19 protein-coding genes and 1 riboswitch are annotated in these 20,733 nt (G+C 70.6%); of the genes, 13 read left to right on the top strand and 6 right to left on the bottom strand.

What is annotated here, in order from left to right:
• Window positions 1-70 precede the first annotated feature (70 nt).
• The 6 genes from AC07GB_RS01070 (at window position 71) to AC07GB_RS01045 (ending at window position 6,979) form a co-directional block, all read left to right on the top strand.
• Window positions 71-1,342 carry a L,D-transpeptidase gene (locus tag AC07GB_RS01070; protein WP_478841110.1) on the top strand — a complete coding sequence of 424 codons (1,272 nt, stop codon included), beginning with the start codon at window positions 71-73 and terminating at the stop codon, window positions 1,340-1,342.
• Between the two features lie 177 nt (window positions 1,343-1,519).
• Entirely contained in the window at window positions 1,520-2,761 is a 1,242-nt protein-coding gene (locus AC07GB_RS01065; protein ID WP_478841109.1) for a L,D-transpeptidase, read from the top strand.
• Window positions 2,762-2,906: 145 nt separating this feature from the next.
• A complete protein-coding gene (locus AC07GB_RS01060; RefSeq protein ID WP_478841108.1) occupies window positions 2,907-3,677 on the top strand; it encodes an enoyl-CoA hydratase/isomerase family protein in 771 nt (256 codons plus the stop codon).
• A 264-nt stretch (window positions 3,678-3,941) separates the two neighbouring features.
• Window positions 3,942-4,445 (top strand): ATP-binding protein, encoded by a 504-nt coding sequence (locus tag AC07GB_RS01055; protein ID WP_030676216.1) that lies wholly within the window; start codon window positions 3,942-3,944, stop codon window positions 4,443-4,445.
• 567 nt (window positions 4,446-5,012) lie between these two features.
• Window positions 5,013-5,792, top strand: a complete 780-nt coding sequence (locus AC07GB_RS01050; protein WP_478841107.1) for a polysaccharide deacetylase family protein — start codon at window positions 5,013-5,015, stop codon at window positions 5,790-5,792.
• The gene (locus AC07GB_RS01045) at window positions 5,792-6,979 is read left to right on the top strand and encodes a YncE family protein (RefSeq protein WP_478841106.1); all 1,188 of its coding nucleotides are present in this window, start codon (window positions 5,792-5,794) and stop codon (window positions 6,977-6,979) included. The genes AC07GB_RS01050 and AC07GB_RS01045 overlap by 1 nt, the downstream gene beginning before the upstream one ends.
• A gap of 56 nt (window positions 6,980-7,035) precedes the next feature.
• On the opposite strand, the gene AC07GB_RS01040 is transcribed toward AC07GB_RS01045, so the two are convergent.
• Complete coding sequence (locus AC07GB_RS01040) at window positions 7,036-7,695, bottom strand: GNAT family N-acetyltransferase (RefSeq protein ID WP_478841105.1); 660 nt, start codon at window positions 7,693-7,695, stop codon at window positions 7,036-7,038.
• Between the two features lie 81 nt (window positions 7,696-7,776).
• Between AC07GB_RS01040 and AC07GB_RS01035 the strand changes: the two genes are divergently transcribed.
• Entirely contained in the window at window positions 7,777-7,992 is a 216-nt protein-coding gene (locus AC07GB_RS01035) for an EF-hand domain-containing protein (protein ID WP_478841104.1), read from the top strand.
• A 64-nt stretch (window positions 7,993-8,056) separates the two neighbouring features.
• Here AC07GB_RS01035 and AC07GB_RS01030 read toward each other — a convergent pair whose 3' ends face one another.
• A complete protein-coding gene (locus AC07GB_RS01030; RefSeq protein ID WP_478841103.1) occupies window positions 8,057-8,608 on the bottom strand; it encodes a glycoside hydrolase family 25 protein in 552 nt (183 codons plus the stop codon).
• 230 nt (window positions 8,609-8,838) lie between these two features.
• On the opposite strand from AC07GB_RS01030, the gene AC07GB_RS01025 reads away from it, so the two are divergent.
• Window positions 8,839-9,714, top strand: coding sequence for a phosphatidylinositol-specific phospholipase C (locus tag AC07GB_RS01025; RefSeq protein WP_478841102.1), 876 nt, complete (start codon window positions 8,839-8,841; stop codon window positions 9,712-9,714).
• A gap of 30 nt (window positions 9,715-9,744) precedes the next feature.
• Here the strand turns inward: AC07GB_RS01025 and AC07GB_RS01020 are convergent, their stop codons facing one another.
• The 4 genes from AC07GB_RS01020 to gcvT all read right to left on the bottom strand — a co-directional run bounded on the left by AC07GB_RS01020 (window position 9,745) and on the right by gcvT (window position 14,244).
• Entirely contained in the window at window positions 9,745-11,115 is a 1,371-nt protein-coding gene (locus tag AC07GB_RS01020; protein WP_478841101.1) for an L-serine ammonia-lyase, read from the bottom strand.
• Between the two features lie 184 nt (window positions 11,116-11,299).
• Window positions 11,300-12,562: a serine hydroxymethyltransferase gene (glyA, locus tag AC07GB_RS01015; RefSeq protein ID WP_478841100.1), complete on the bottom strand. Its 1,263-nt coding sequence runs from the start codon at window positions 12,560-12,562 to the stop codon at window positions 11,300-11,302.
• Between the two features lie 25 nt (window positions 12,563-12,587).
• Window positions 12,588-12,965 carry a glycine cleavage system protein GcvH gene (gene gcvH, locus AC07GB_RS01010; protein WP_478841099.1) on the bottom strand — a complete coding sequence of 126 codons (378 nt, stop codon included), beginning with the start codon at window positions 12,963-12,965 and terminating at the stop codon, window positions 12,588-12,590.
• Between the two features lie 136 nt (window positions 12,966-13,101).
• The gene (gene gcvT / locus AC07GB_RS01005; protein ID WP_478841098.1) at window positions 13,102-14,244 is read right to left on the bottom strand and encodes a glycine cleavage system aminomethyltransferase GcvT; all 1,143 of its coding nucleotides are present in this window, start codon (window positions 14,242-14,244) and stop codon (window positions 13,102-13,104) included.
• Between the two features lie 175 nt (window positions 14,245-14,419).
• Window positions 14,420-14,522: riboswitch (glycine riboswitch) on the bottom strand.
• 134 nt (window positions 14,523-14,656) lie between these two features.
• On the opposite strand from gcvT, the gene AC07GB_RS01000 reads away from it, so the two are divergent.
• The 5 genes from AC07GB_RS01000 (at window position 14,657) to AC07GB_RS00980 (ending at window position 20,551) form a co-directional block, all read left to right on the top strand.
• Complete coding sequence (locus tag AC07GB_RS01000; RefSeq protein WP_478841097.1) at window positions 14,657-15,421, top strand: AAA family ATPase; 765 nt, start codon at window positions 14,657-14,659, stop codon at window positions 15,419-15,421.
• 71 nt (window positions 15,422-15,492) lie between these two features.
• On the top strand, window positions 15,493-16,278 hold the full coding sequence (locus AC07GB_RS00995; RefSeq protein ID WP_478841096.1) for an enhanced serine sensitivity protein SseB: 786 nt from the start codon (window positions 15,493-15,495) through the stop codon (window positions 16,276-16,278).
• Window positions 16,279-16,503: 225 nt separating this feature from the next.
• Window positions 16,504-17,280, top strand: coding sequence for an enhanced serine sensitivity protein SseB C-terminal domain-containing protein (locus AC07GB_RS00990; protein WP_478841095.1), 777 nt, complete (start codon window positions 16,504-16,506; stop codon window positions 17,278-17,280).
• A gap of 392 nt (window positions 17,281-17,672) precedes the next feature.
• The gene (locus tag AC07GB_RS00985; protein ID WP_478841094.1) at window positions 17,673-18,677 is read left to right on the top strand and encodes an ABC transporter permease; all 1,005 of its coding nucleotides are present in this window, start codon (window positions 17,673-17,675) and stop codon (window positions 18,675-18,677) included.
• 101 nt (window positions 18,678-18,778) lie between these two features.
• Complete coding sequence (locus AC07GB_RS00980; RefSeq protein WP_478841093.1) at window positions 18,779-20,551, top strand: ABC transporter substrate-binding protein; 1,773 nt, start codon at window positions 18,779-18,781, stop codon at window positions 20,549-20,551.
• Window positions 20,552-20,733 lie beyond the last annotated feature (182 nt).

Below are 20,733 nucleotides of genomic sequence, written 5' to 3'. Positions count from 1 at the left end.
CCCCCTGTTCTGCCCAGCGGGCGCGTCGCACTCACGTTTCCCGGGACGGGGCAGCCTCGTTGGGCCCGACGTGAGACAGGCAACGAGGCGCGCTCGGCGCGCACGGACCGCGCTGAGGCTCGCGGTGGCATGGACCGGACTGGTATGCGCGGCCACGGGCTGCTCCGGCACGGCGCTCGACGGGGTGCTGGGCCGCCCCCGCTCGCCCGCCGACGCGATCCGGATCACCCCCGGCGACGGGAAGAAGGGGGTGAGGCCCGAGAAGGACCTCGAGGTGGAGGTGCCGGACGGACGCCTGGAGTCGGTGCGCGTGGTCAAGTCCCAGGACGCCCAGGAGACCGAGGTGAAGGGCCGTATGTCGGCCGACGGCACGAGCTGGCGCCCCCTGGGAGGGGACAGGAAGCTGGCGCTCGCCGCCAAGTACACGGTGGACGCCGTCGCGCTCGACGGCCACGGCCGCCGCTCCGCCCGCCACACCACGTTCACCACGTACGTCCCCGAGGAGCGCTTCATCGGGTACGTCACGCCGGAGCACCGCTCCACGGTCGGCACCGGCATGATCGTCTCCCTGGAGTTCAACCGCGAGATCACCGACCGGGCCGCCGTGCAGCGCGCCATCCGCGTCACGGCCGAACCCGCCGTGGAGATCCGCCCGCACTGGTTCGGCACCACGCGCGTCGACTTCCGCCCCGAGCACTACTGGAAGCCCGGCACCAAGGTCACCGTCGCCCTGCGGCTGCGTGACGTCGAGGCCGCGCCCGGCGTCTACGGCCTCCAGGAGAAGTCCTTCTCCTTCACCGTGGGCCGCAGCCAGGTGAGCCTCGTCGACGCCGCCGCGCACACCATGCAGGTGCGCCGCGACGGGAAGCTGATCTCCACCGTGCCGATCACCGCGGGCGCCCCGAAGACCACGACGTACAACGGCAAGATGGTCATCACCGAGATGCTGGAGGTGACCCGCATGAACAGCCGCACGGTCGGCTTCGGCGGCGAGTACGACATCCCGGACGTGCCGCACGCCATGCGCCTGACCACCTCGGGCACCTTCCTGCACGGCAACTACTGGGCGCCGGACGCGCCCGGCAACACCAACGTCAGCCACGGCTGCGTGGGCCTGCGCGACGTGAAGGGCGGCAGCTCCAAGACCCCGGCGGGCTGGTTCTTCGACCGCAGCCTCATCGGCGACGTCGTCGAGGTCGTCAACAGCCATGACAAGAAAGTCGCTCCTGACAACGGCCTCGGAGGCTGGAACATGGGGTGGGAGGAATGGCGGACCGGGAAGAAGCCAGGGCAGGTGCATAAGCCCACCAAGGCGGACAAGAAGGAGCGCTCAAGCCGCTGATGCCACCACCGGCCCGCACGAAGGTCGTAGTTGGAACTGAACGGTGACATTTGGCGGGGAGTCATCGGTGCGGGCCGTGTGGTTATCTAGCGCAGTGCGCGAGACGGATGGTCATTCCCGGTCGCGCGGCGACGGATGAGTGCGGGCCTGTCGGGGCCGTGCGAGGGGAGAAACATCGTGAACGGGCGACCGATATCGGGGGCGTCGGCCCATGCGCGAAAGCGCGCGGGGCGGCGGGGCGCCAGAGGACTGACCGCGGTGGCGTCGGGGGCGACGCTGCTGCTCGTGGCCGCCTGCGGAGGCGGCTCGGACTCGGGGGACAAGGGCGGCGGCAAGGGCGGCGCGGACGCGGACAAGCCGTCCCGGGCCGTCGTGACCATCGCCCCCAAGGACGGCGCGGACGCCGTGGCGACCGACGGGGCGCTGCGGATAACGGCCGCCAAGGGCAAGCTGACCGACGTCACGGTCAAGGACCCCAAGGGCAAGCCGGTGCCCGGAAGGATCGTTGCGGGTGGCTCGAAATGGTCCCCCGAACGGCATCTCGCGTCCGGCACCAAGTACAAGGTCCACGCGATCGCGAAGGACGCCGACGGACGCGTCGCGGCCAAGGACTCGTCGTTCACGACGCTCGTGCCGAAGAACACCTTCGTCGGCCAGTTCACGCCGGAGGACGGCACGAAGGTCGGCGTCGGCATGCCGTTCTCGGTGCGCTTCACGCGCGGCATCACCGCGCCGGACGCCGTGGAGAAGGCCATCGACATCAAGACCGAGCCGTCGGTCCCGGTCGAGGGCCACTGGTTCGGCAACGACCGCCTGGACTTCCGCCCGGAGAAATACTGGAAGCCGGGCACCAAGGTCACCGTCAAGCTGAACCTCGACGGGGTGGAGGGGCGCCCGGGCGTCTACGGCAAGCAGGCCAAGACCCTGCGCTTCGAGATCGGCCGCAGCCAGGTCTCCGTCGTCGACGTCAAGACCAAGCAGATGACCGTCAAGCGCGACGGCAAGGTCATCAAGAAGATCCCCGTCACCACCGGCAAGCCCGGGTACGAGACGTGGAACGGCCAGATGGTCATCAGCGAGCGCCTCAAGGTCACCCGCATGAACGGCGAGACGGTGGGCTACGGCGGCGAGTACGACATCAAGGACGTGCCGCACGCCCAGCGCCTGTCCACCTCCGGCACCTTCATCCACGGCAACTACTGGGGCGGCGGCGCCTTCGGCAACTACAACGCCTCGCACGGCTGCATCGGCCTGCGCGACGTGCGCGGCGGCTACGACAAGAACGTCTCCGCGGCCTGGTTCTTCGACCGCTCGATGGTCGGTGACGTGGTGGTCGTCAAGAACTCCAACGACAAGGTCATCGCGCCGGACAACGGCTACAGCGGCTGGAACATGTCCTGGGAGAAGTGGAAGGCCTGAGCCGGACACCCCTTGCTCCCGGAAGGGCTCGGTGCACGCTGTGACCAAGTGCACCGAGCCCGCCCGTCACCCGCCACCGCCCTTCCGAGGAAGGCCCTCCGGGCCGCCCCTCCCTTTTGCATGAACGAGCGCTAACGTGCCCGTCATGACAACTGTGCATCTCGAAGTCGCCGAAGGCGTCGGTACGATCCGCCTCGACCGCCCGCCGATGAACGCCCTGGACATCGAGCTCCAGGACCGCCTGAAGGACCTCGCGGCCGAGGCCACCGGCCGCGACGACGTACGGGCCGTCGTCCTCTACGGCGGCGAGAAGGTGTTCGCGGCCGGCGCGGACATCAAGGAGATGCAGGACATGGACCACCGGGCCATGGTGCTGCGCTCCCAGGCCCTCCAGGACGCCTTCACCGCGGTGAGCCGCATCCCCAAGCCCGTCGTCGCCGCCGTCACCGGCTACGCCCTCGGCGGCGGCTGCGAGCTGGCGCTCTGCGCCGACTTCCGCGTCGCCGCCGACAACGCCAAGCTCGGCCAGCCGGAGATCCTGCTCGGCCTGATCCCGGGCGCGGGCGGCACCCAGCGCCTGCCGCGCCTGGTCGGCCCCTCCACGGCGAAGGACCTCATCTTCACCGGCCGTCAGGTCAAGGCCGACGAGGCCCTCGCCATCGGCCTGGTGGACCGCGTGGTGCCCGCCGCCGACGTGTACACGGAGGCCCACGCGTGGGCGGCGCGGCTCGCGCGCGGTCCCGCGCTCGCGCTGCGCGCCGCGAAGGAGGCGATCGACCAGGGCCTGGAGACGGGCATCGACACCGGGCTCGCCGTGGAACGCACCTGGTTCGCCGGCCTCTTCGCCACCGAGGACCGCGAGCGCGGCATGCGCAGCTTCGTGGAGGACGGCCCTGGCAAGGCGAAGTTCCTCTGATATCCGGCCAGTTGAGGTCTCGTCAGCCAAAGTTTCCCCCGAAGGGGCGGATTATCACAGGCTTAAGAGAGCCTTAAGCCGACCGCGTCCGCCGCGCTCGGTGATCTCCCGTGAGCGAGAAGTCACCGCAGGTCAGCCATGCTGTGCGGGGCCTCTAACTGCCCATGGCATATGACCTGCCCGCCCCCTGGAACGGAAGCTTCCGGGGGGCTCATTCCGCCGGAACGGCCCCAATGGGGTCCGGAGGCGGCCATGATGGGGGGCATGGCGGGGCAGGAGGGCTTTGAACAGTCGCGGCGGCGCGCGGGCGCCACCGCGGCGCGCTGGTCGCCCGCGGTCGAGGACGAACACGCCCTGAAGGCCCTGGAGTTGTTCGGCAACCCCACCGACGCCGAGGTCCAGCTGCCGTCCCGCCCCGAGTCCGCCGCCATCGCCCGCCGCCTCGCCCAGGTCGTCGTCCTGCGCCACTGGGGCCTTTCGCCCAAGCTCACCGAGGACGTGGTGCTCCTCGTCTCCGAGCTGGTCGGCAACGCCGTGCGGCACACCGGCGCCCGCGTCTTCGGCCTGCGCACGCACCGGCGGCGCGGCTGGATCCGGGTCGAGGTCCGCGACCCCTCGCGCGGCCTGCCGTGCCTGATGCCCGTCCATGAGCTGGACATCAGCGGACGCGGCCTGTTCCTCGTCGACAAGCTCGCCGATCGCTGGGGTGTGGACCTGTTGCCGCGCGGCAAGACGACGTGGTTCGAGATGCGCATCACCGACCGCTGAGCGCTTCGCTGCAATTACCGCGATGAGCCGTCGACCGCCTGCGGGTCCGTCGTGGCTGGTCGCGCAGTTCCCCGCGCCCCTTCGGGGCGCCCCCGGGCCGCAGCGGACTTGGGCATGACCGCTGAGTACGCGAAAGCCCCCGGGGCCGTTGGGTGGCGGCGCTGTCGGGGGCCTTCGAGCGGCGGTGCGAACCGGAGTGGGTGTGGCTCGCGACCGCGAAGAACGACGTGCTCGGGTCAATGAGTGTCGCTGTCGTCGACTATGGCAGACGGGGGCCTCCGATCCAAAAGTCACTAACCGGGCATATGCGGTCATTCTTGGACAGTTTAGAGGTGAATCCTTGGTGAGTTAGAGCACTCGCCTTGTAAACGATGGTTAAACGGCACCTGTGGGGGGTCTTCGGCGGGGCGGGGGAGTGTCCGTTGGTCTGGACCGCCCGTCGTGTACATCGGTACCGCCCGTCATGGAAATCGCTACCGCCCGTCATGCCAATCGGTACCACCCGGCATGTCAATCAGCGCCGCCCGTCATGTCAATCAACCGCTTTCGGGGGTCGCCGCCCTATAAATGGGTCGCGTGACTTCGACCGACCGCCGCGGTGCGCTGCGCGCCGGCGCCGGGCTCGCCCTCGCCCTCACCCTCTCCACGGGGTGCGCCACGTCGGCGGGCCGGGAGTCCCGCCCCGCCCACCGCCCCGCGCACCCCTCCCACCGGGCGCCCGCGCCCGGGCCCCGCGCCTTTCCCGGACTGCCCGCGCAGATCGCGCACAGCCCGCGCGGACGGCGCGAGGTCGCGCTCACCTTCCACGGCCAGGGCGATCCCGCCACCGCCCGCGCGCTGCTCGGCGAGGCCGAGCGGGCCGGCGCCCGCGTCACCGTCCTCGCCGTGGGCACCTGGCTCGACGAGCACCCCGCCCTGGCACGGCGCGTCCTCGACGGCGGCCACGACCTGGGCAACCACACCCTGAACCACCGCGGCATCAACAGCCTCCCCGAAGCCGAGGCCTACGCCGAGATCACCGGCTGCGCGGACCGGCTCCGCCGCCTCACCGGCGGGATCGGCAACTGGTTCCGCCCCTCGCGGGCCGTGCGCGCGACCCCGCTCGTCGCCCGTCTGGCCCGCCGCGCGGGCTACCCGCACGTCCTGTCGTACGACGTCGACTCCCTCGACTTCACCTCGCCCGGCGCCCGGGCCGTCACTCGTAAGGTCGCCGCCGAGGTCCGTGCGGGCTCCGTGGTGAGCCTGCACTTCGGGTACGCGGACACGGTCGCCGCGCTCCCCGCCGTCCTGGACGAACTCCACCGCCGCGGCCTGCGCGCCGTCACGACCACGGAGCTGCTCACCTGATGCGCAACCTGACCCTGGCCACGCGCGCCGCCGCCCTGCTCGCGAGCGCGGCCGTCCTCACCGCCCTCGCGGGCTGCGGCACCGAGCGCGGGGGCCGCGAGAACAAAGCCCTCGCGAGCAAGGCGCCCGTCAGGCCCGCCGAGCCGAAGCAGGTCAAGGGCCTGCCCGGGATGCCGCCCGTCCTCGACCCCCAGGACGTCTACGCCGCCGACCGCCCGAACAAGCTCTCCCCGGCCGTCAAGGACTTCCCGTCCCGCGTGTACGTCCCCAACACCAACTCCAACACGGTCTCCGTGATCGACCCGGCGACGTACAAGGTCATCGACACGATCCCGGTCGGCGTCCAGCCCCAGCACGTCGTCCCCTCCTGGGACATGAAGACGCTCTGGGTCAACAACAACCGCGGCCACACCCTGACGCCCATCGACCCCAAGACCGGCGACGCGGGCAAGCCGGTCGAGGTCCACGACCCGTACAACCTCTACTTCACGCCCCACGGCAAGTACGCCGTGGTCATGGCCTCCATGGACCGCGAGCTGGTCTTCCGCGATCCGCACACCATGAAGCGGAAGAAGACCGTCCCGGTGACCTGTTACGGCGTCAACCACGCCGACTTCTCCCTCGACGGCCGCTACTTCATCGTCTCCTGCGAGTTCAGCGGTGAGCTGCTGAAGGTCGACACGGAGGACATGAAGGTCGTCGGCCAGCAGAAGCTGCCCTTCGACGGGGCCATGCCGCAGGACGTGAAGGTGTCGCCCGACGGCAAGAAGTTCTACGTCGCCGACATGATGGCCGACGGCATGTGGGTCCTGGACGGCGACAAGTTCGACAAGCCGAAGCTCCTGCCCACCGGCAAGGGCTGCCACGGCCTGTACGTCAGCCGCGACTCCCGCGAGATGTACGTGTCGAACCGGGGCGAGGGCACGGTCTCCGTCTTCGACTTCCACCGGGACAAGCTCACCAAGAAGTGGCGCCTGCCCGACGGCGGCAGCCCCGACATGGGCGGCGTCTCCGCCGACGGCCACACGCTGTGGCTCTCCGGCCGGTACGACTCCGAGGTCTACGCGATCGACACCCGGACCGGCGTCCAGGTCGCCCGCATCCCCGTCGGCGGAGGCCCCCACGGCCTGGCCGTCTACCCCCAGCCGGGCCGCTACTCGCTGGGGCACACCGGCATCTTCCGCTGACCCGCGCCTGCTCCGGGCAGGCGGGCGGGTGACGACGGCGCGCGGGCGGTGACCTTTCAGCGGGCGTGGAAGAGGGCCTCCGCGCCCACGGGGCGGAACCCCGCCGCCTGGAAGGCCCGGACGCTGCGGGCGTTGCCCGGGGCCTGCTGGGCCCACACCATGGCGCCGCCCGGCACGAGGGCCCGGGCCGCCGAGGCGAGCGCACGCCCGAGCCCCCGGTGGCGCGCCGGCTCGTCGACCTCCACGGACACCTCCCAGCGCCCCGCGACCCCGCGCCCGAGGACGACGACGCCGCCCCCGCCGGACGCCCACACCCGCACGTCGTCGCGCCGCTTGAGGGCCCGGGCCACCCGGGGGTGGTCGGGGTCGGTCAACTCGCGCAGGCCGAGGGCCGCATCGGGCGGGCCGGGCACGGCGGACGCCACGGTGACGAGGTCGATGGTGTCCACGGCGAGCCCGGTCCGCTGCCCGAAGGCGGCGAGGAAGCCCGGGCTCATCGTCGCGGCCAGCGGGTCGCAGCCCGCCCCGGCCACGGCGGCACGTACCCACTCCGGGTCCTCGTCCGTGAAGACGACGGAGTGCGCTGTGAACGACATCACCCCGGCGTCGCGCGGCGACGGCTGCGGTACGACAGTGGTGCTGCCGTCCGGGGGCGGGAACACCCCGCGGGCGGCGGAGGCGAGAATGCCGTCGAGCGTCGTCGATGCGCTGGCCATGGCCGTACTCCCTGCAATCGTCACCCGGACCGGCCGTTACCCTAACCCCCGTCAGTAGGACACGAAGAAGGGGCGGACCCGGTGGCGGACATCGAGGAAGCACGCAAGCAGTTCGACCGGTTCGACGCGGACGGCGACGGCTACATCACGGCGGCGGAGTACAAGACCGCCATGGCACAGATGGGGGACTGGAACGTCACCGAGTCGGTGGCCGAGGCCATCATCAAGTCCAAGGATCAGAACGGCGACAAGCTGCTCTCCTTCGACGAGTTCTGGGCGAGCCTGAACCGCGCCTGAGCGCACCCGGACCACCGGACGGGCCAGGGCTCCCCTGGCCCGTCCGCCGTTCCACCGCCCCGCGCTAGGGCGTGGCCCAGGCCCGCATCGCGGCCTTGTCGGGGAAGTCCGCCACGTTCTTGTCCAGCGGGGTCGAGGTGTACTGGTGGATGCGCCACGTGGCGCGGATGCGGGGCTTGCCCGCCGTCACGTAGTCGGCGATCCAGAGGCCGTCGCCCGCGTACGACGTCGTGTCCCGGTTCAGCCAGAAGTCGCGGTTGGTGTACAGCAGGGTCCGGTGGTGCGGGCGCAGGCGTTTCACCTCCTTGATGAAGCGGTCCTTCTCCGCGTTCGTCGCCGCCGTGTGGTCACCGGTCCACTCCCAGTCCACGGCCAGGAACTCGCCCGCTCTCTCCGGGGCCTTGGCGACGAAGTACTCCGCCTGGGCCGTGATGTTGCCCGGCCAGAGGAAGTGGTAGAAGCCCACGACGCAGCCGGCGTCCCGGGCCTGTCCCGTCTGGGCCGACAGGCGTGGGTTGATGTAGGAGCGGCCCTCGGTGGCCTTCACGATCACGAAGGAGACGCCTTCGGTCGAGAAGGACGACTGGTGGGAACTGACGTCGATGCCGCGCAGCATGGATGACCTCCGGGCGTAGGGGAGGGAGGAAGGGAGAGCAAGGGAGAGCAAGGGAGAGGAAGAGAGGGGAGACGAGGCGGGTCGCTGCCGGGGAACGAGGGGCGTGGGGGGTTCGCCCCGGCGGTCAGTGAAACGTGAACTGTTGACTGTGGATTGACCGTTCCCCGCTACAGGCGTTCCCATCCATACTGAGGGCCCTTCCCACACCCCCCACCCCCACGGGAACCCACATGGCCCTCAGCCGTCGCACCTTCCTCACCGCCGCGGGCGCCACCGCCTCCGCCGCCCTCGTCGGCACGTCCGCCGCACGGGCCGTCGCCCGCCCCCTCGACGGCCGCGACTGGCTGGCGGGGATCGACGCCTCGACGCCCCTTGAGCGCCTCACGATTCCCGGTACGCACGACTCCGGCGCCCGGTTCGGCGGCTGGTGGGTGGAGTGCCAGAACACCACGCTCGGGCAGCAACTGGCGTCCGGCATACGGTTCCTGGACATCCGGTGCCGGGCCTTCGAGGGCTCCTTCACCATCCACCACGCGGCGTTCTACCAGAATCTGAACTTCGACGACGTGCTCGGTGCCTGCCGGGACCTCCTCGCCGCCCGGCCGTCGGAGACCGTCCTGATGCGGGTCAAGCAGGAGTACTCGCAGGAGAGCGACAGCGCGTTCCGCGCGATCTTCGACGATTATCTGGGCCGACGGGGCTGGCGGTCCCTCTTCCACATCGGGCAGACCTGGCCGCGCCTCGGCGACGTCCGCGGCCGCGTCGTCCTCATCGCCGACAACGGCGGGCTTCCCGGCGGCATCCGCTGGGGGGACACGGGGACCTTCGACATCCAGGACGACTGGAACGCCGCCCCGGCCGCGAAGTACCCGAAGATCGAGGCCCACTTCCGCAAGGCGGTGGCCCAGCCCGGCAAGCAGTACGTCAACTTCGTGAGCACGGCGGCCGGGCTTCCGCCGCGCTGGAACTCCGACGGCCTGAACCCCCGGGCGCACGCCGTCCTCGACAGTGCCGAGGGGCGGGCCTGGCGCGGGCTCGGGATCGTCCCGATGGACTACCCGAACACCCGCGCCGGCCTGGTGGAGTCACTCATCGCCCACAACTGAGCCCGGAGGGGCTCCGGAGGGGCTCCGGGCTCAGCACTCGATGATGTTCACGGCGAGGCCGCCGCGTGCCGTCTCCTTGTACTTCACGCTCATGTCGGCGCCGGTCTCCTTCATGGTCTTGATGACCTTGTCGAGGGACACCTTGTGGGAGCCGTCGCCGCGCATGGCCATGCGGGCGGCGGTGACGGCCTTCACCGCGGCCATGCCGTTGCGCTCGATGCACGGGATCTGGACGAGGCCGCCGACCGGGTCGCAGGTCAGGCCCAGGTTGTGCTCCATGCCGATCTCGGCGGCGTTCTCCACCTGCTCCGGGGAGCCGCCGAGGACCTCGGCGAGGGCGCCCGCCGCCATCGAGCAGGCGGAGCCGACCTCGCCCTGGCAGCCGACCTCGGCGCCGGAGATCGAGGCGTTCTCCTTGAAGAGCATGCCGATCGCGCCGGCCGCGAGCAGGAAGCGGACCACGCCCTCCTCGTCGGCGCCGGGCACGAAGTTCATGTAGTAGTGCAGGACCGCGGGGATGATGCCCGCGGCGCCGTTCGTCGGGGCGGTCACGACGCGGCCGCCCGCGGCGTTCTCCTCGTTCACCGCCATCGCGTACAGCGTGATCCACTCCATCGCGCGGGCCTGCGGGTCGCCCTCGGCGCGCAGCTGGCGCGCGGAGTGGGCGGCGCGGCGGCGGACCTTCAGGCCGCCGGGCAGGATGCCCTCGCGGGACATGCCGCGCGAGACGCAGGCCTGCATCACGCGCCAGATGTCGAGCAGGCCCTCGCGGATCTCGTCCTCGGTGCGCCAGGCCTTCTCGTTCTCCAGCATCATCGCGGAGATGGAGAGGCCGGTCTCGGCGGAGAGGCGGAGCAGCTCGTCACCGGTGCGGAAGGGGTACTTCAGGACCGTGTCGTCGGGCACGATCGGGTTCTGGCCCTCGACGGCCGCCTCGTCGACGACGAAGCCGCCGCCGACCGAGTAGTACGTCTTCTCCAGGACGAGGCCGCCCTCGCGGTCGTACGCGAAGATCGTCATGCCGTTCGCGTGGTACGGCAGCGCCTTGCGGCGGTGCAGGACCAGGTCCTCGTCGAAGTCGAAGTCGATCTCGTGCATGCCGAGGACGTTCAGGCGCCGCGAGGTCTTGATCTCCTCGACGCGGTCGTCGGCCGTCTCCACGTTCACCGTGCGCGGGGACTCGCCCTCCAGGCCGAGCAGGACGGCCTTGGGCGTGCCGTGGCCGTGGCCCGTGGCGCCGAGGGAGCCGTACAGCTCGGCGCGTACGGCCGTGGTGTGGGCCAGCAGGCCCTCGTTCTTGAGGCGGCGGGCGAACATGCGCGCCGCGCGCATCGGGCCGACCGTGTGGGAGCTGGACGGGCCGATGCCGATCGAGAACAGGTCGAAGACCGAGATGGCCACGAGAGAACTCCAATGGTGGGTGGTAGACGCCGTTGTCTGCCGGTCGTGCGAGGGCGGTGCTGCGCGGGCTCGGCGGGCTTACGGGACTGCTGGTCGGGGACGCGGTGCGGGGCACCGCGTACACCGTCCTCATGTCCAGTGTGCGCGGTGCCCCGGAAGTCCGTGCCAATAAAAGCGTACGAAACTACTTCAGGCCGGGGTACAGCGGGTGCTTCGCGGCCAGAGCGGACACGCGGCCCCGCAGGGACTCGGCGTCGAAGCCGGGCTTCAGCGCCTCCGCGATGACGTCGGCGACCTCGCGGAAGTCCTCGGCGCCGAAGCCGCGGGTGGCCAGGGCCGGGGTGCCGATGCGCAGGCCGGAGGTGACCATCGGCGGGCGCGGGTCGTTCGGGACCGCGTTGCGGTTGACCGTGATGCCGACCTCGTGGAGGCGGTCCTCGGCCTGCTGGCCGTCCAGCTCGGAGTTGCGCAGGTCCACCAGGACCAGGTGCACGTCCGTGCCGCCCGAGAGGACGTCCACGCCGACGGCCTTGGCGTCCTCCTGGACCAGGCGCTCGGCCAGGATGCGGGCGCCGTCCAGGGTCCGCTGCTGGCGCTCCTTGAACTCCTCCGACGCCGCGACCTTGAAGGAGACGGCCTTGGCCGCGATCACGTGCTCCAGGGGGCCGCCCTGGAAACCGGGGAAGACCGCGGAGTTCAGCTTCTTCGCGAAGTCCTTGCTGCGGGCCAGGATGATGCCGCCGCGCGGGCCGCCGAGCGTCTTGTGCGTGGTGGAGGTCACCACGTCCGCGAACGGCACCGGGTTCGGGTGCAGGCCCGCGGCGACGAGGCCGGCGAAGTGCGCCATGTCGACCCACAGGTACGCGCCGACCTCGTCGGCGATCCGGCGGAACTCGGCGAAGTCCAGCTGACGCGGGTAGGCCGACCAGCCCGCGATGATCACCTTGGGGCTGTTCTCCTTGGCCAGGCGCTCGACCTCGGCCATGTCGACCAGGCCGGCCTCGTCCACGTGGTACGGGACCACGTTGAACTGCTTGCCGGAGAAGTTCAGGCGCATGCCGTGGGTGAGGTGGCCGCCGTGCGCCAGGTCCAGGCCGAGGATCGTGTCGCCGGGCTTGGCGATGGCGAAGAGCGCGGCCTGGTTGGCGGAGGCGCCGGAGTGCGGCTGGACGTTGGCGTACTCGGCGCCGAACAGCTCCTTGACCCGGTCGATCGCGATCTGCTCGGCCACGTCGACGTGCTCGCAGCCGCCGTAGTAGCGGCGGCCGGGGTAGCCCTCGGCGTACTTGTTGGTGAGGACCGTGCCCTGGGCCTCCATGACGGCGACCGGAGCGAAGTTCTCCGAGGCGATCATTTCCAGGGTGGACTGCTGGCGGTTCAGCTCGGCGTCGACGGCCGCGGCGACGTCCGGGTCGAGCTGGTGGAGGGGGGTGTTCAGAAGCGACATCGGAAGATCAGTCCTTACGCCGTGGTCAGCTGCCTGCGAACGCGGTGTACTCGTCGGCGGAGAGCAGGTCGCCCGGCTCCTCGGCGACGCGCACCTTGAACAGCCAGCCGCCCTCGAAGGGGGCCGAGTTCACCAGGGACGGGTCGTCCACCACGTCCTGGTTGGCCTCGACGACCTCACCGGAAACCGGCGAGTACAGGTCGCTGACCGACTTCGTCGACTCCAGCTCACCGCAGGTCTCACCCGCGGTGACGGAGTCGCCGACCGACGGCAGGTCGGCGTAGACGACGTCACCGAGCGCGTTGGCCGCGAACTCGGTGATGCCGACCTTCGCCACACCGTCCTCGGTGGCCGACAGCCACTCGTGCTCCTTGCTGTAACGCAGCTGCTGGGGGTTGCTCATGGCGTGAATTCTCCTGTACGCGGGCGTGTGCTGATGAACGCGGGGATGTGCAGTCTTACGGAGTGAGACGGGACGGACGGGGCGCCGCCGGACGGACCGGACCCCGGCGCGTCCGCTCCCGGCCCGGTGCGCGCGTCTACTTCTGGCGCTTGTAGAAGGGCAGCGCCACGACCTCGTACGGCTCGTGGGTACCGCGGATGTCCACGCCCACCCCCGTCGACGAAGCGGTGCCCGGCTCGGCGTGGGCCGGGTCGACGTACGCCATCGCGATCGGCTTGCCGAGCGTCGGCGACGGGGCGCCGGAGGTGACCTGGCCGATGACCTGGCCGTTCGCCACGACGTCCATGCCCGCGCGCGGGACCCTGCGGCCCTCGGCGACCAGGCCGACGAGCTTGCGCGGCGGCGCGCTCTCGGCCCGCTCGGCGGCGGCCTTCAGGGCGTCACGGCCCACGAAATCGTCCGCGTGACTCGTCTTGTCGAACTTCACGACCCGGCCCAGGCCCGCGTCGAAGGGGGTGAGCGACGTCGTCAGCTCGTTGCCGTACAGCGGCATGCCCGCCTCCAGGCGGAGCGTGTCGCGGCAGGACAGGCCGCATGGCACGAGCCCGACGGGGGTACCCGCGTCGGTGAGCGCCCGCCAGAGCTTCTCGGCGTGCTGCGGCTCCACGAACAGCTCGAAGCCGTCCTCGCCGGTGTAGCCCGTGCGGGCGATCAGGGCGGGCACGCCCGCCACGGTGCCCGGCAGGCCCGCGTAGTACTTCAGGCCGTCCAGGTCGGCGTCCGTGAGCGACTTCAGGATGCCGGGGGACTCCGGGCCCTGCACCGCGATCAGGGCGTAGGCGTCGCGGTCGTCACGGACCTCGGCGTCGAAGCCGGCGGCGCGCTCGGTGAGGGCGTCCAGGACCGTCTGGGCGTTGGAGGCGTTGGCCACGACCATGTACTCGGTCTCGGCCAGGCGGTAGACGATCAGGTCGTCCAGGATCCCGCCGTCCGGCCGGCAGATCATGGTGTACCGGGCGCGGCCCACGGAGACGGAGCCGATGTTGCCGACCAGTGCGAAGTTCAGCAGGTCCACGGCCTGGGCGCCGGTCACGGTGATCTCGCCCATGTGGGAGAGGTCGAAGAGGCCGGCCTTGGTGCGCACGGCGTTGTGCTCGTCGCGCTCGCTGCCGTACCGCAGCGGCATGTCCCAGCCCGCGAAGTCGGTCATGGTGGCGCCCAGCGAGCGGTGCAGGGCGTCGAGGGCGGTCTGACGTGGGGCGCTTGCGGTCTGACTCATCAGTACTGGCTCCAGGGCATGACGGGCGAGGTCTGTCCTCCCCATCTGTCATAAACCTGAGAGGTTCACCACGCACCGCGCGTATAACGGAGCATGACTTGCACCTTGGGTGGAGCCGCCCCGCTGATCGGGCCGGACGGCCCTGCCGGGGGAGCGGCTCGCTTTTCAGATGTGCCTCGCCCGCGCGGTACGGGGCCTGAGAGATTCAAGGGAGGAACTTGCTCCTTCGGCGCCCCGCGACGCTCACGCGCCGCCGGGGACTCTCCCGCGCGGATTCAAGCGGCCGGTATGGAGTTGGCGCGCACATCATTGCACGCGCCCCCGCTTCACAACAGCCGCAACCAGGGAGTCCCCCGCCGTCGTCTTCGTAGGGCATTACCTTCTCTTTACACTCGACGGAGAAGTACTGGGGATGAGTGACGTGATGAGCATGGGGAGGCCGATCACGGTGCGCAGGAGCAGTGCTTATGCGACGACCACGGGTGTCTCGCTGCCCAAGGCGGGGGCAGTGCTGCCCGGCGCGGGCGTCGCGCTGCCGCCGCAGCCGGGCGCCCCGGCCGGTCCGGCGCGGGAGGCCGTCACCGGCGTCCCCCGCGCCGTGGTGCGCGACCTCAGGGACCGGCCGCGGCCCGGTCCGCGCCGCCTGATGTTCGCCGCCGGTGACGTCGTGGTGGTCTCCGGGCTTCCCGGCAGCGGCAAGTCCACGCTGATGCGGCGCGCCGTCGCGGGCCCGCGCGTGGACTCCCAGGACACCCGCGACCGCTGGGCGGCCCGCGTGCCGCGCCGCGTCCCGTACGCGCTCTACCGCCCCTTGGTCCGCCTCGCGCACTACGCCCACCTGCGCCGGACGCTGCGCGCGGGCACCGGCGTCGTCGTCCACGACTGCGGCACGCAGCCGTGGGTGCGCCGCTGGCTCGCCCGCGCGGCCGCCCGCCGCGGGGCCACGCTGCACCTGCTGCTCCTCGACGTGCCCGCGCCCCTCGCCCTCGACGGCCAGCGCGCCCGCGGCCGCGGCGTCTCCCGGTACGCCTTCGCGCGGCACCGCAGGACGGTCGGGCGCCTGGTCCGGGACGCCGAGAGCGGGCTCCTGCCGCGCGGCTGCGGCTCGGCGGTGCTGCTCGACCGGGAGGCGGCGGGAGCCCTGCGTGAGCTGGGCTTCGAGGCTCTGGACGGGTAGGGCGGGGCGCGCCTGCCGGGCGGCGTTAGGGTCGGGCCGCAGGACAGCACGCAGAGCAGGGGTCGAGACAGATGGACTTTCCGGGGGACGTACCGGTACAGGCGCACGCCCATCCCTACGGCGGCTGGCCCGCCAACGAACTGGAGGAGGTGCTCGCCGCCTCGCTCGGAGCGCCGCCGTCGGAGGCGACGGGCGCCCGCATAGTGGAGGTGCTCGGCCGCAGCAGGCTGTGGATCCCGCTGCCGAACGGGGGCGGGCCCGAGAGCGCCACGCTCGACCTGCCGACCCTGGAGCTTGACGGGCAGGCGTTCGTGCCCGTCTTCACGTCGGAGCAGGAGTTCCAGCAGGCCACGGGCGGGCGGATGAGCTGCACGGTGGCGCCCGCGGTGGAGTTCGCGCGCGGCCTGGCGCCGGAGCTGGGCATCGCGCTGAACCCGGAGGGCACGGTGGCGGTGCCGCTGCCGCCCGCCGCGGTGGCCGCCCTTTGCCAGGTGGGGCGGACGGAGCTGGACGGGCCCGCGAGCGGCGGCCGGGTCCGGCTCTTCGAGCCCGACTGGCAGGACGACCCGGTGGACTTCCTGACCGCCGCGTCCCGGGAGTTCGAGGCCACGGGCGCGGTGCTCAGCGCGCGGCGCTGCCTCGCCGCCGTCGAGACCGAGGCCCCCACCCTCTTCGTCGGTGTCGAGCTGGCCTCCTGGGAGGGCGACGCCCGCGACCTGCCCATGCAGGCCCTCGGTCGCGCCCTCGGCCTCGCCCCCGTGCCGTGGCCGGTGAACCTGGTCCTCCTGGACGTGGCCCAGGACCCGGTGGGCGACTGGATGAAGACCAGACTCCGCCCGTTCTTCACCGCCCACTAGAACAGCGCTCCGAGGGACCAGCGCCCCGAGGGACCAGCGCCCCGAAGGGGCGCGGGGAACTGCGCGACCAGCCACAACGAAGCCCGCAGACACCAGACGGCACAGCAAGGCCCAGCAAGGCAAACCTGTTCAAGCGCTAAGTCGCCACGCCCCGCTTAAGCTGGTGCCCGGTGACGCGGTCGGGGTGACGACCGCGCAGGGCACGTCGCGAAGGGGCGGTTACGGGTGAGCGCGTCGGGCACCGCTGCGGCCGGACAGGTCGAGCACACGCTGCGCCAGGTGACGCCGGGGCGCTATGACGCGTACGAGGCGCTCCTGCACGCCCTCGCCGACGGCAAGGTGTGGATGCTGCTCTGGCACGGCCAGGCCGGATCCCCCGACGCCCAGTACGGAAACATGGAGGTGGAGGGGTACGGCTACGCGCCGTGCGTGACCTCGGCCCAGGAGCTGTCCGCGAGCGGCTGGAACCGGGGCTACGAAGTGGTGGGCGGCCTCGACGTGGCCCGCTCGCTGTACCCGGACCACTACGGCCTGTGGCTCAACCCGCACGCCCCGGGCGGCGGCGTCGGCGTCCCCTGGCTCGATCTGCGGCGCATCGCGAGCGGCCTCGCCACCCAGCCCGCGGGCCCGCTGCGCCTCGCCGAACCGGCCATCGAACTCCCGCAGTTCTACGCGTTGCTGACCCAGAACGCGCACCGCACCCCGGCCGTCCGCGCGCTGCGCAGAGCCTGGGTGCAGCCCGTGCTCGGCGCGCCCTACCTGGCCATCGGCCTGGACGTGTACGACACGTCGCCCGCGTCCGTCGACTCGGTGCGCGCGATGATGCAGCAGTCCATCGGGGCCGTCCCCGAGGGCCTGCCCGTGTCGACCGTCGCGATGGCCGACCCGCACGACCCGGTGGCGCTGTGGCTGCGTGCCAACGCCCGGCCGTTCTACGACCGCGACGCGCAGGGGGCCCCGGCTCCCGCCGCGGGCGGATACGGCTATCCGGCCGCATACTGACACATCTCGTGCAAAAGGCGTAGCAATCCCGCCCCGCACCCCTCTCCCATGATCAAGACGGTGGCCGGATTCCGCTTCCCGTCGGTGGCCTGAACAGCGTCGACGTGCGCGATGTCCCCTTCTGGGGCAGGAGTGAACGTATGGACGTGCGTGGTGCCTGTGCCCCCAACTGCCCCGTGTTCGCCCGGCGTTCAGTGACGTCCGGATAACGGAACACCTCGATCAGCATCACGGTTGCGCATCCATTCCCCGACAAGTCTGGTAACAGATCACGACCCCGTTGAAGACTCCCGCTCCAAGGGGCCTTCGCCCCTGTGTACGACGGACTGATCACGTCGCTACAGCGGCAAGTGCGGGCCGGTCACCGCCGGTTGAGAGGGGTCCCTGCCACGATGACGGCGCCATTGCATGACACACCTGCGGACGCGAAACCCACGGAGGAAGTCGCCCCCGCAGCTGGTGCAGGGGGGAAGAAGGTCGAAGGGCGGTCCCTCACACAGATCGCCTGGAACCGGCTCAAGCGCGACAAGGTCGCCCTCGCGGGCGGCATCACGGTGGTCCTCCTGGTCCTCGTGGCGGTCTTCGCACCCCTGATCGTCAGCGTGCTCGGACACCCGCCGAACGACTTCCACCAGGAGAAGCTGGACCCGCTGACCAACCTGCCCCAGGGCTCGTTCGGCGGCGTGAGCAGCGACTACCTCTTCGGGGTCGAGCCGAACAAGGGCCGCGACGTGTTCAGCCGGATCGTCTACGGAGCGCGCATCTCGCTGCTCGTGGCCTTCCTCGCCGCGATCGTCGCCGTCGTCCTCGGCACCCTCTTCGGGATCATCGCCGGCTACTTCGGCGGCTGGGTCGACGCCCTGATCAGCCGCGTGATGGACGTGCTGCTCTCCTTCCCGCAGCTGCTGTTCATCATCTCCCTGGTCTCGGTCCTTCCCGACGACTTCCTCGGGCTCGAGGGGACGAGCGTGCGCGTCGCGATCCTCGTCCTGGTCATCGGCTTCTTCGGCTGGCCGTACATCGGGCGCATCGTGCGCGGCCAGACGCTCTCGCTCAGGGAGCGCGAGTACGTGGAGGCCGCCAAGAGCCTCGGCGGCGGCCGGCGCCACATCCTGTTCCGTGAGCTGCTGCCGAACCTCGTGGCCCCCATCACCGTCTACGCGACGCTGATGATCCCCACGAACATCCTCACGGAGGCCGCCCTCAGCTTCCTGGGCGCGGGTGTCAAGCCGCCGACCGCCTCCTGGGGCGGCATGCTGCGGGACGCCCTCGAAACGTACGAGCACGACCCGATGTTCATGGTCTTCCCCGGTGTCACGATCTTCATCACCGTGCTCGCCTTCAACCTCTTCGGGGACGGACTGCGCGACGCGCTCGACCCCAAGGGAACCCGCTAGCAGTCCCCACTGACTTGCCCCTGCCGCTGGTCAGGTGGCTCTTTCCATGGTTCTTCGGCAGCGATAAGCCAGGGACCGCGAATCTGGAAGGTTGCGAGAAAATGCCCACACTTCCCCCGAAAAGGCGGCTCGCCGCGGGCGCGGCCCTCGTCGTCGCGGCCCTGGTGACCACCACGGCCTGCGGCGGTGGCGACGGTGACGGCGACGGCGACGGCAAGGGCGCGGGCTACAACGCCGCCCTGAACAAGGTCGCCAAGCCGTCCAAGAAGACCGGCGGCACCCTGCGCATGGTCGGCAAGCAGGACCTGGACTCGGCGGACCCGCAGCGCGCGTACTACGGCATGTCCTGGGACTTCATGCGCTTCTACACGCGCCAGCTGGTGTCGTACGACACCAAGCCGGGCAAGGCGGGCACGAAGCTGGTGCCGGACCTCGCCAAGGCCACCGCGAAGATCTCGGACGACGGCAAGACCTACACGTACGAGCTGCGTGACGGCCTCACCTGGGAGGACGGCTCGCCGCTGACCTCCAAGGACATCAAGTACGGGATCGAGCGCATCTGGGCCAAGGACACCATCACCGGTGGCCCCGGCTATCTGCGCCAGGCGCTCGACCCCAAGGGCGAGTACCCGGGCCCGTACAAGGACAAGTCGAAGGACAAGCTCGGTCTGAAGGCGATCGAGACGCCGAACGACAAGACCATCATCTTCAAGCTGCCCAAGCGCAACGGTGACTTCGAGCAGTTCCTCGCGATGCCCTCCGGCTCCCCGGTGAAGGCGGCGAAGGACACCAAGGCGAAGTACACCTCGCGGCCGTTCTCCTCGGGCCCGTACAAGTTCGACTCGTACAAGCCCGGCAAGAAGATCGTGCTCGTGCGCAACGACAAGTGGAAGAAGGACTCGGACCCGATCCGCCCGGCGCTCCCGGACAAGATCGACGTCACCATCTCCGCCAACCTGGAGGAGAACGACAAGCGCCTGATGGCCGGCGACTACGACGTCGACCTCAACGGCACCGGCATGACCCAGTCCGGTCGCGTCACCGCCGTCCAGAAGCACCGCGACAGCGTCGACAACATGCACACGTCCTTCGTGCGCTACGTCGCCCTGATCCACACCGCGAAGCCGTTCGACAACGTCCACTGCCGCAAGGCCGTCTTCTACGCCACGGACTTCGCGAGCCTCCAGCAGACCCGCGGCGGCAAGCTCGCCGCCGGTGACATCGCCAACAGCACCTTCCCCAAGGCGATCCCGGGCTACAGCGACTACGACCCGTACGGCGTCCTCGCGCGCAAGGGCAAGCCGGACCTGGCCAAGGCCAAGGACGAGCTGAAGAAGTGCGACAAGCCGAACGGCTTCAGCGCCAAGCTGACCGCCCGCAACAACAACCCGGGTGAGGTCGACACCGCCGAGGCCCTCCAGGCCCAGCTGAAGAAGGCCAACATCAACGTCGAGGTCGAGTCCCTCGACGGCGCCGACTCGGCCAGCATCACCGGTTCGCCCTCCGTGGTGAAGAAGCGCGGCTACAGCATGCAGATGTCCGGCTGGGGCCCCGACTTCCCGTCCGGCCAGGGCTACGCGCAGCCGCTGTTCGACTCCCGCTTCCTGGTCGAGAACGGCAACTACAACGAGTCGCAGATCAAGGACAAGAAGATCGACGGGCTCTTCGACAAGGCGATCGCGGAGACCGACCCGGTCAAGGCCGGTGAGATCTACAAGCAGCTCGACAAGCGCATCCTGGACGACGCCGACTGGATGCCGTTCCTGTACGAGAAGAACATCACCTGGCGCGGACCGCGGCTGACCAACGCCTACATGTCCGACGCCTACAACGGCCGGTACGACTACGTGTCGCTCGGCGTCAGCAGCAAGTAGCGCCGCACCGCCACGGCGGGCGTCCCCCGCCGTGGCACCCGTAGTCGATCGATCGTCACACCGCCGCCGATATCCGCCAGTCCGAAGGGCAGGTGATGGCCCCGGGCGGGGGGGGGGGGGGGGCGGCGGGGGGGGGGGGGGGGGGGGGGCAGGGGGGGGGGGGGGGGGGGTTTTGTTGTTCT

The sequence above is a fragment of the Streptomyces sp. NPDC045778 genome (assembly GCF_056431945.1).
Note: the sequence above shows the minus strand (reverse complement) of the source record. Positions and strands in the feature narration are given on the sequence as shown.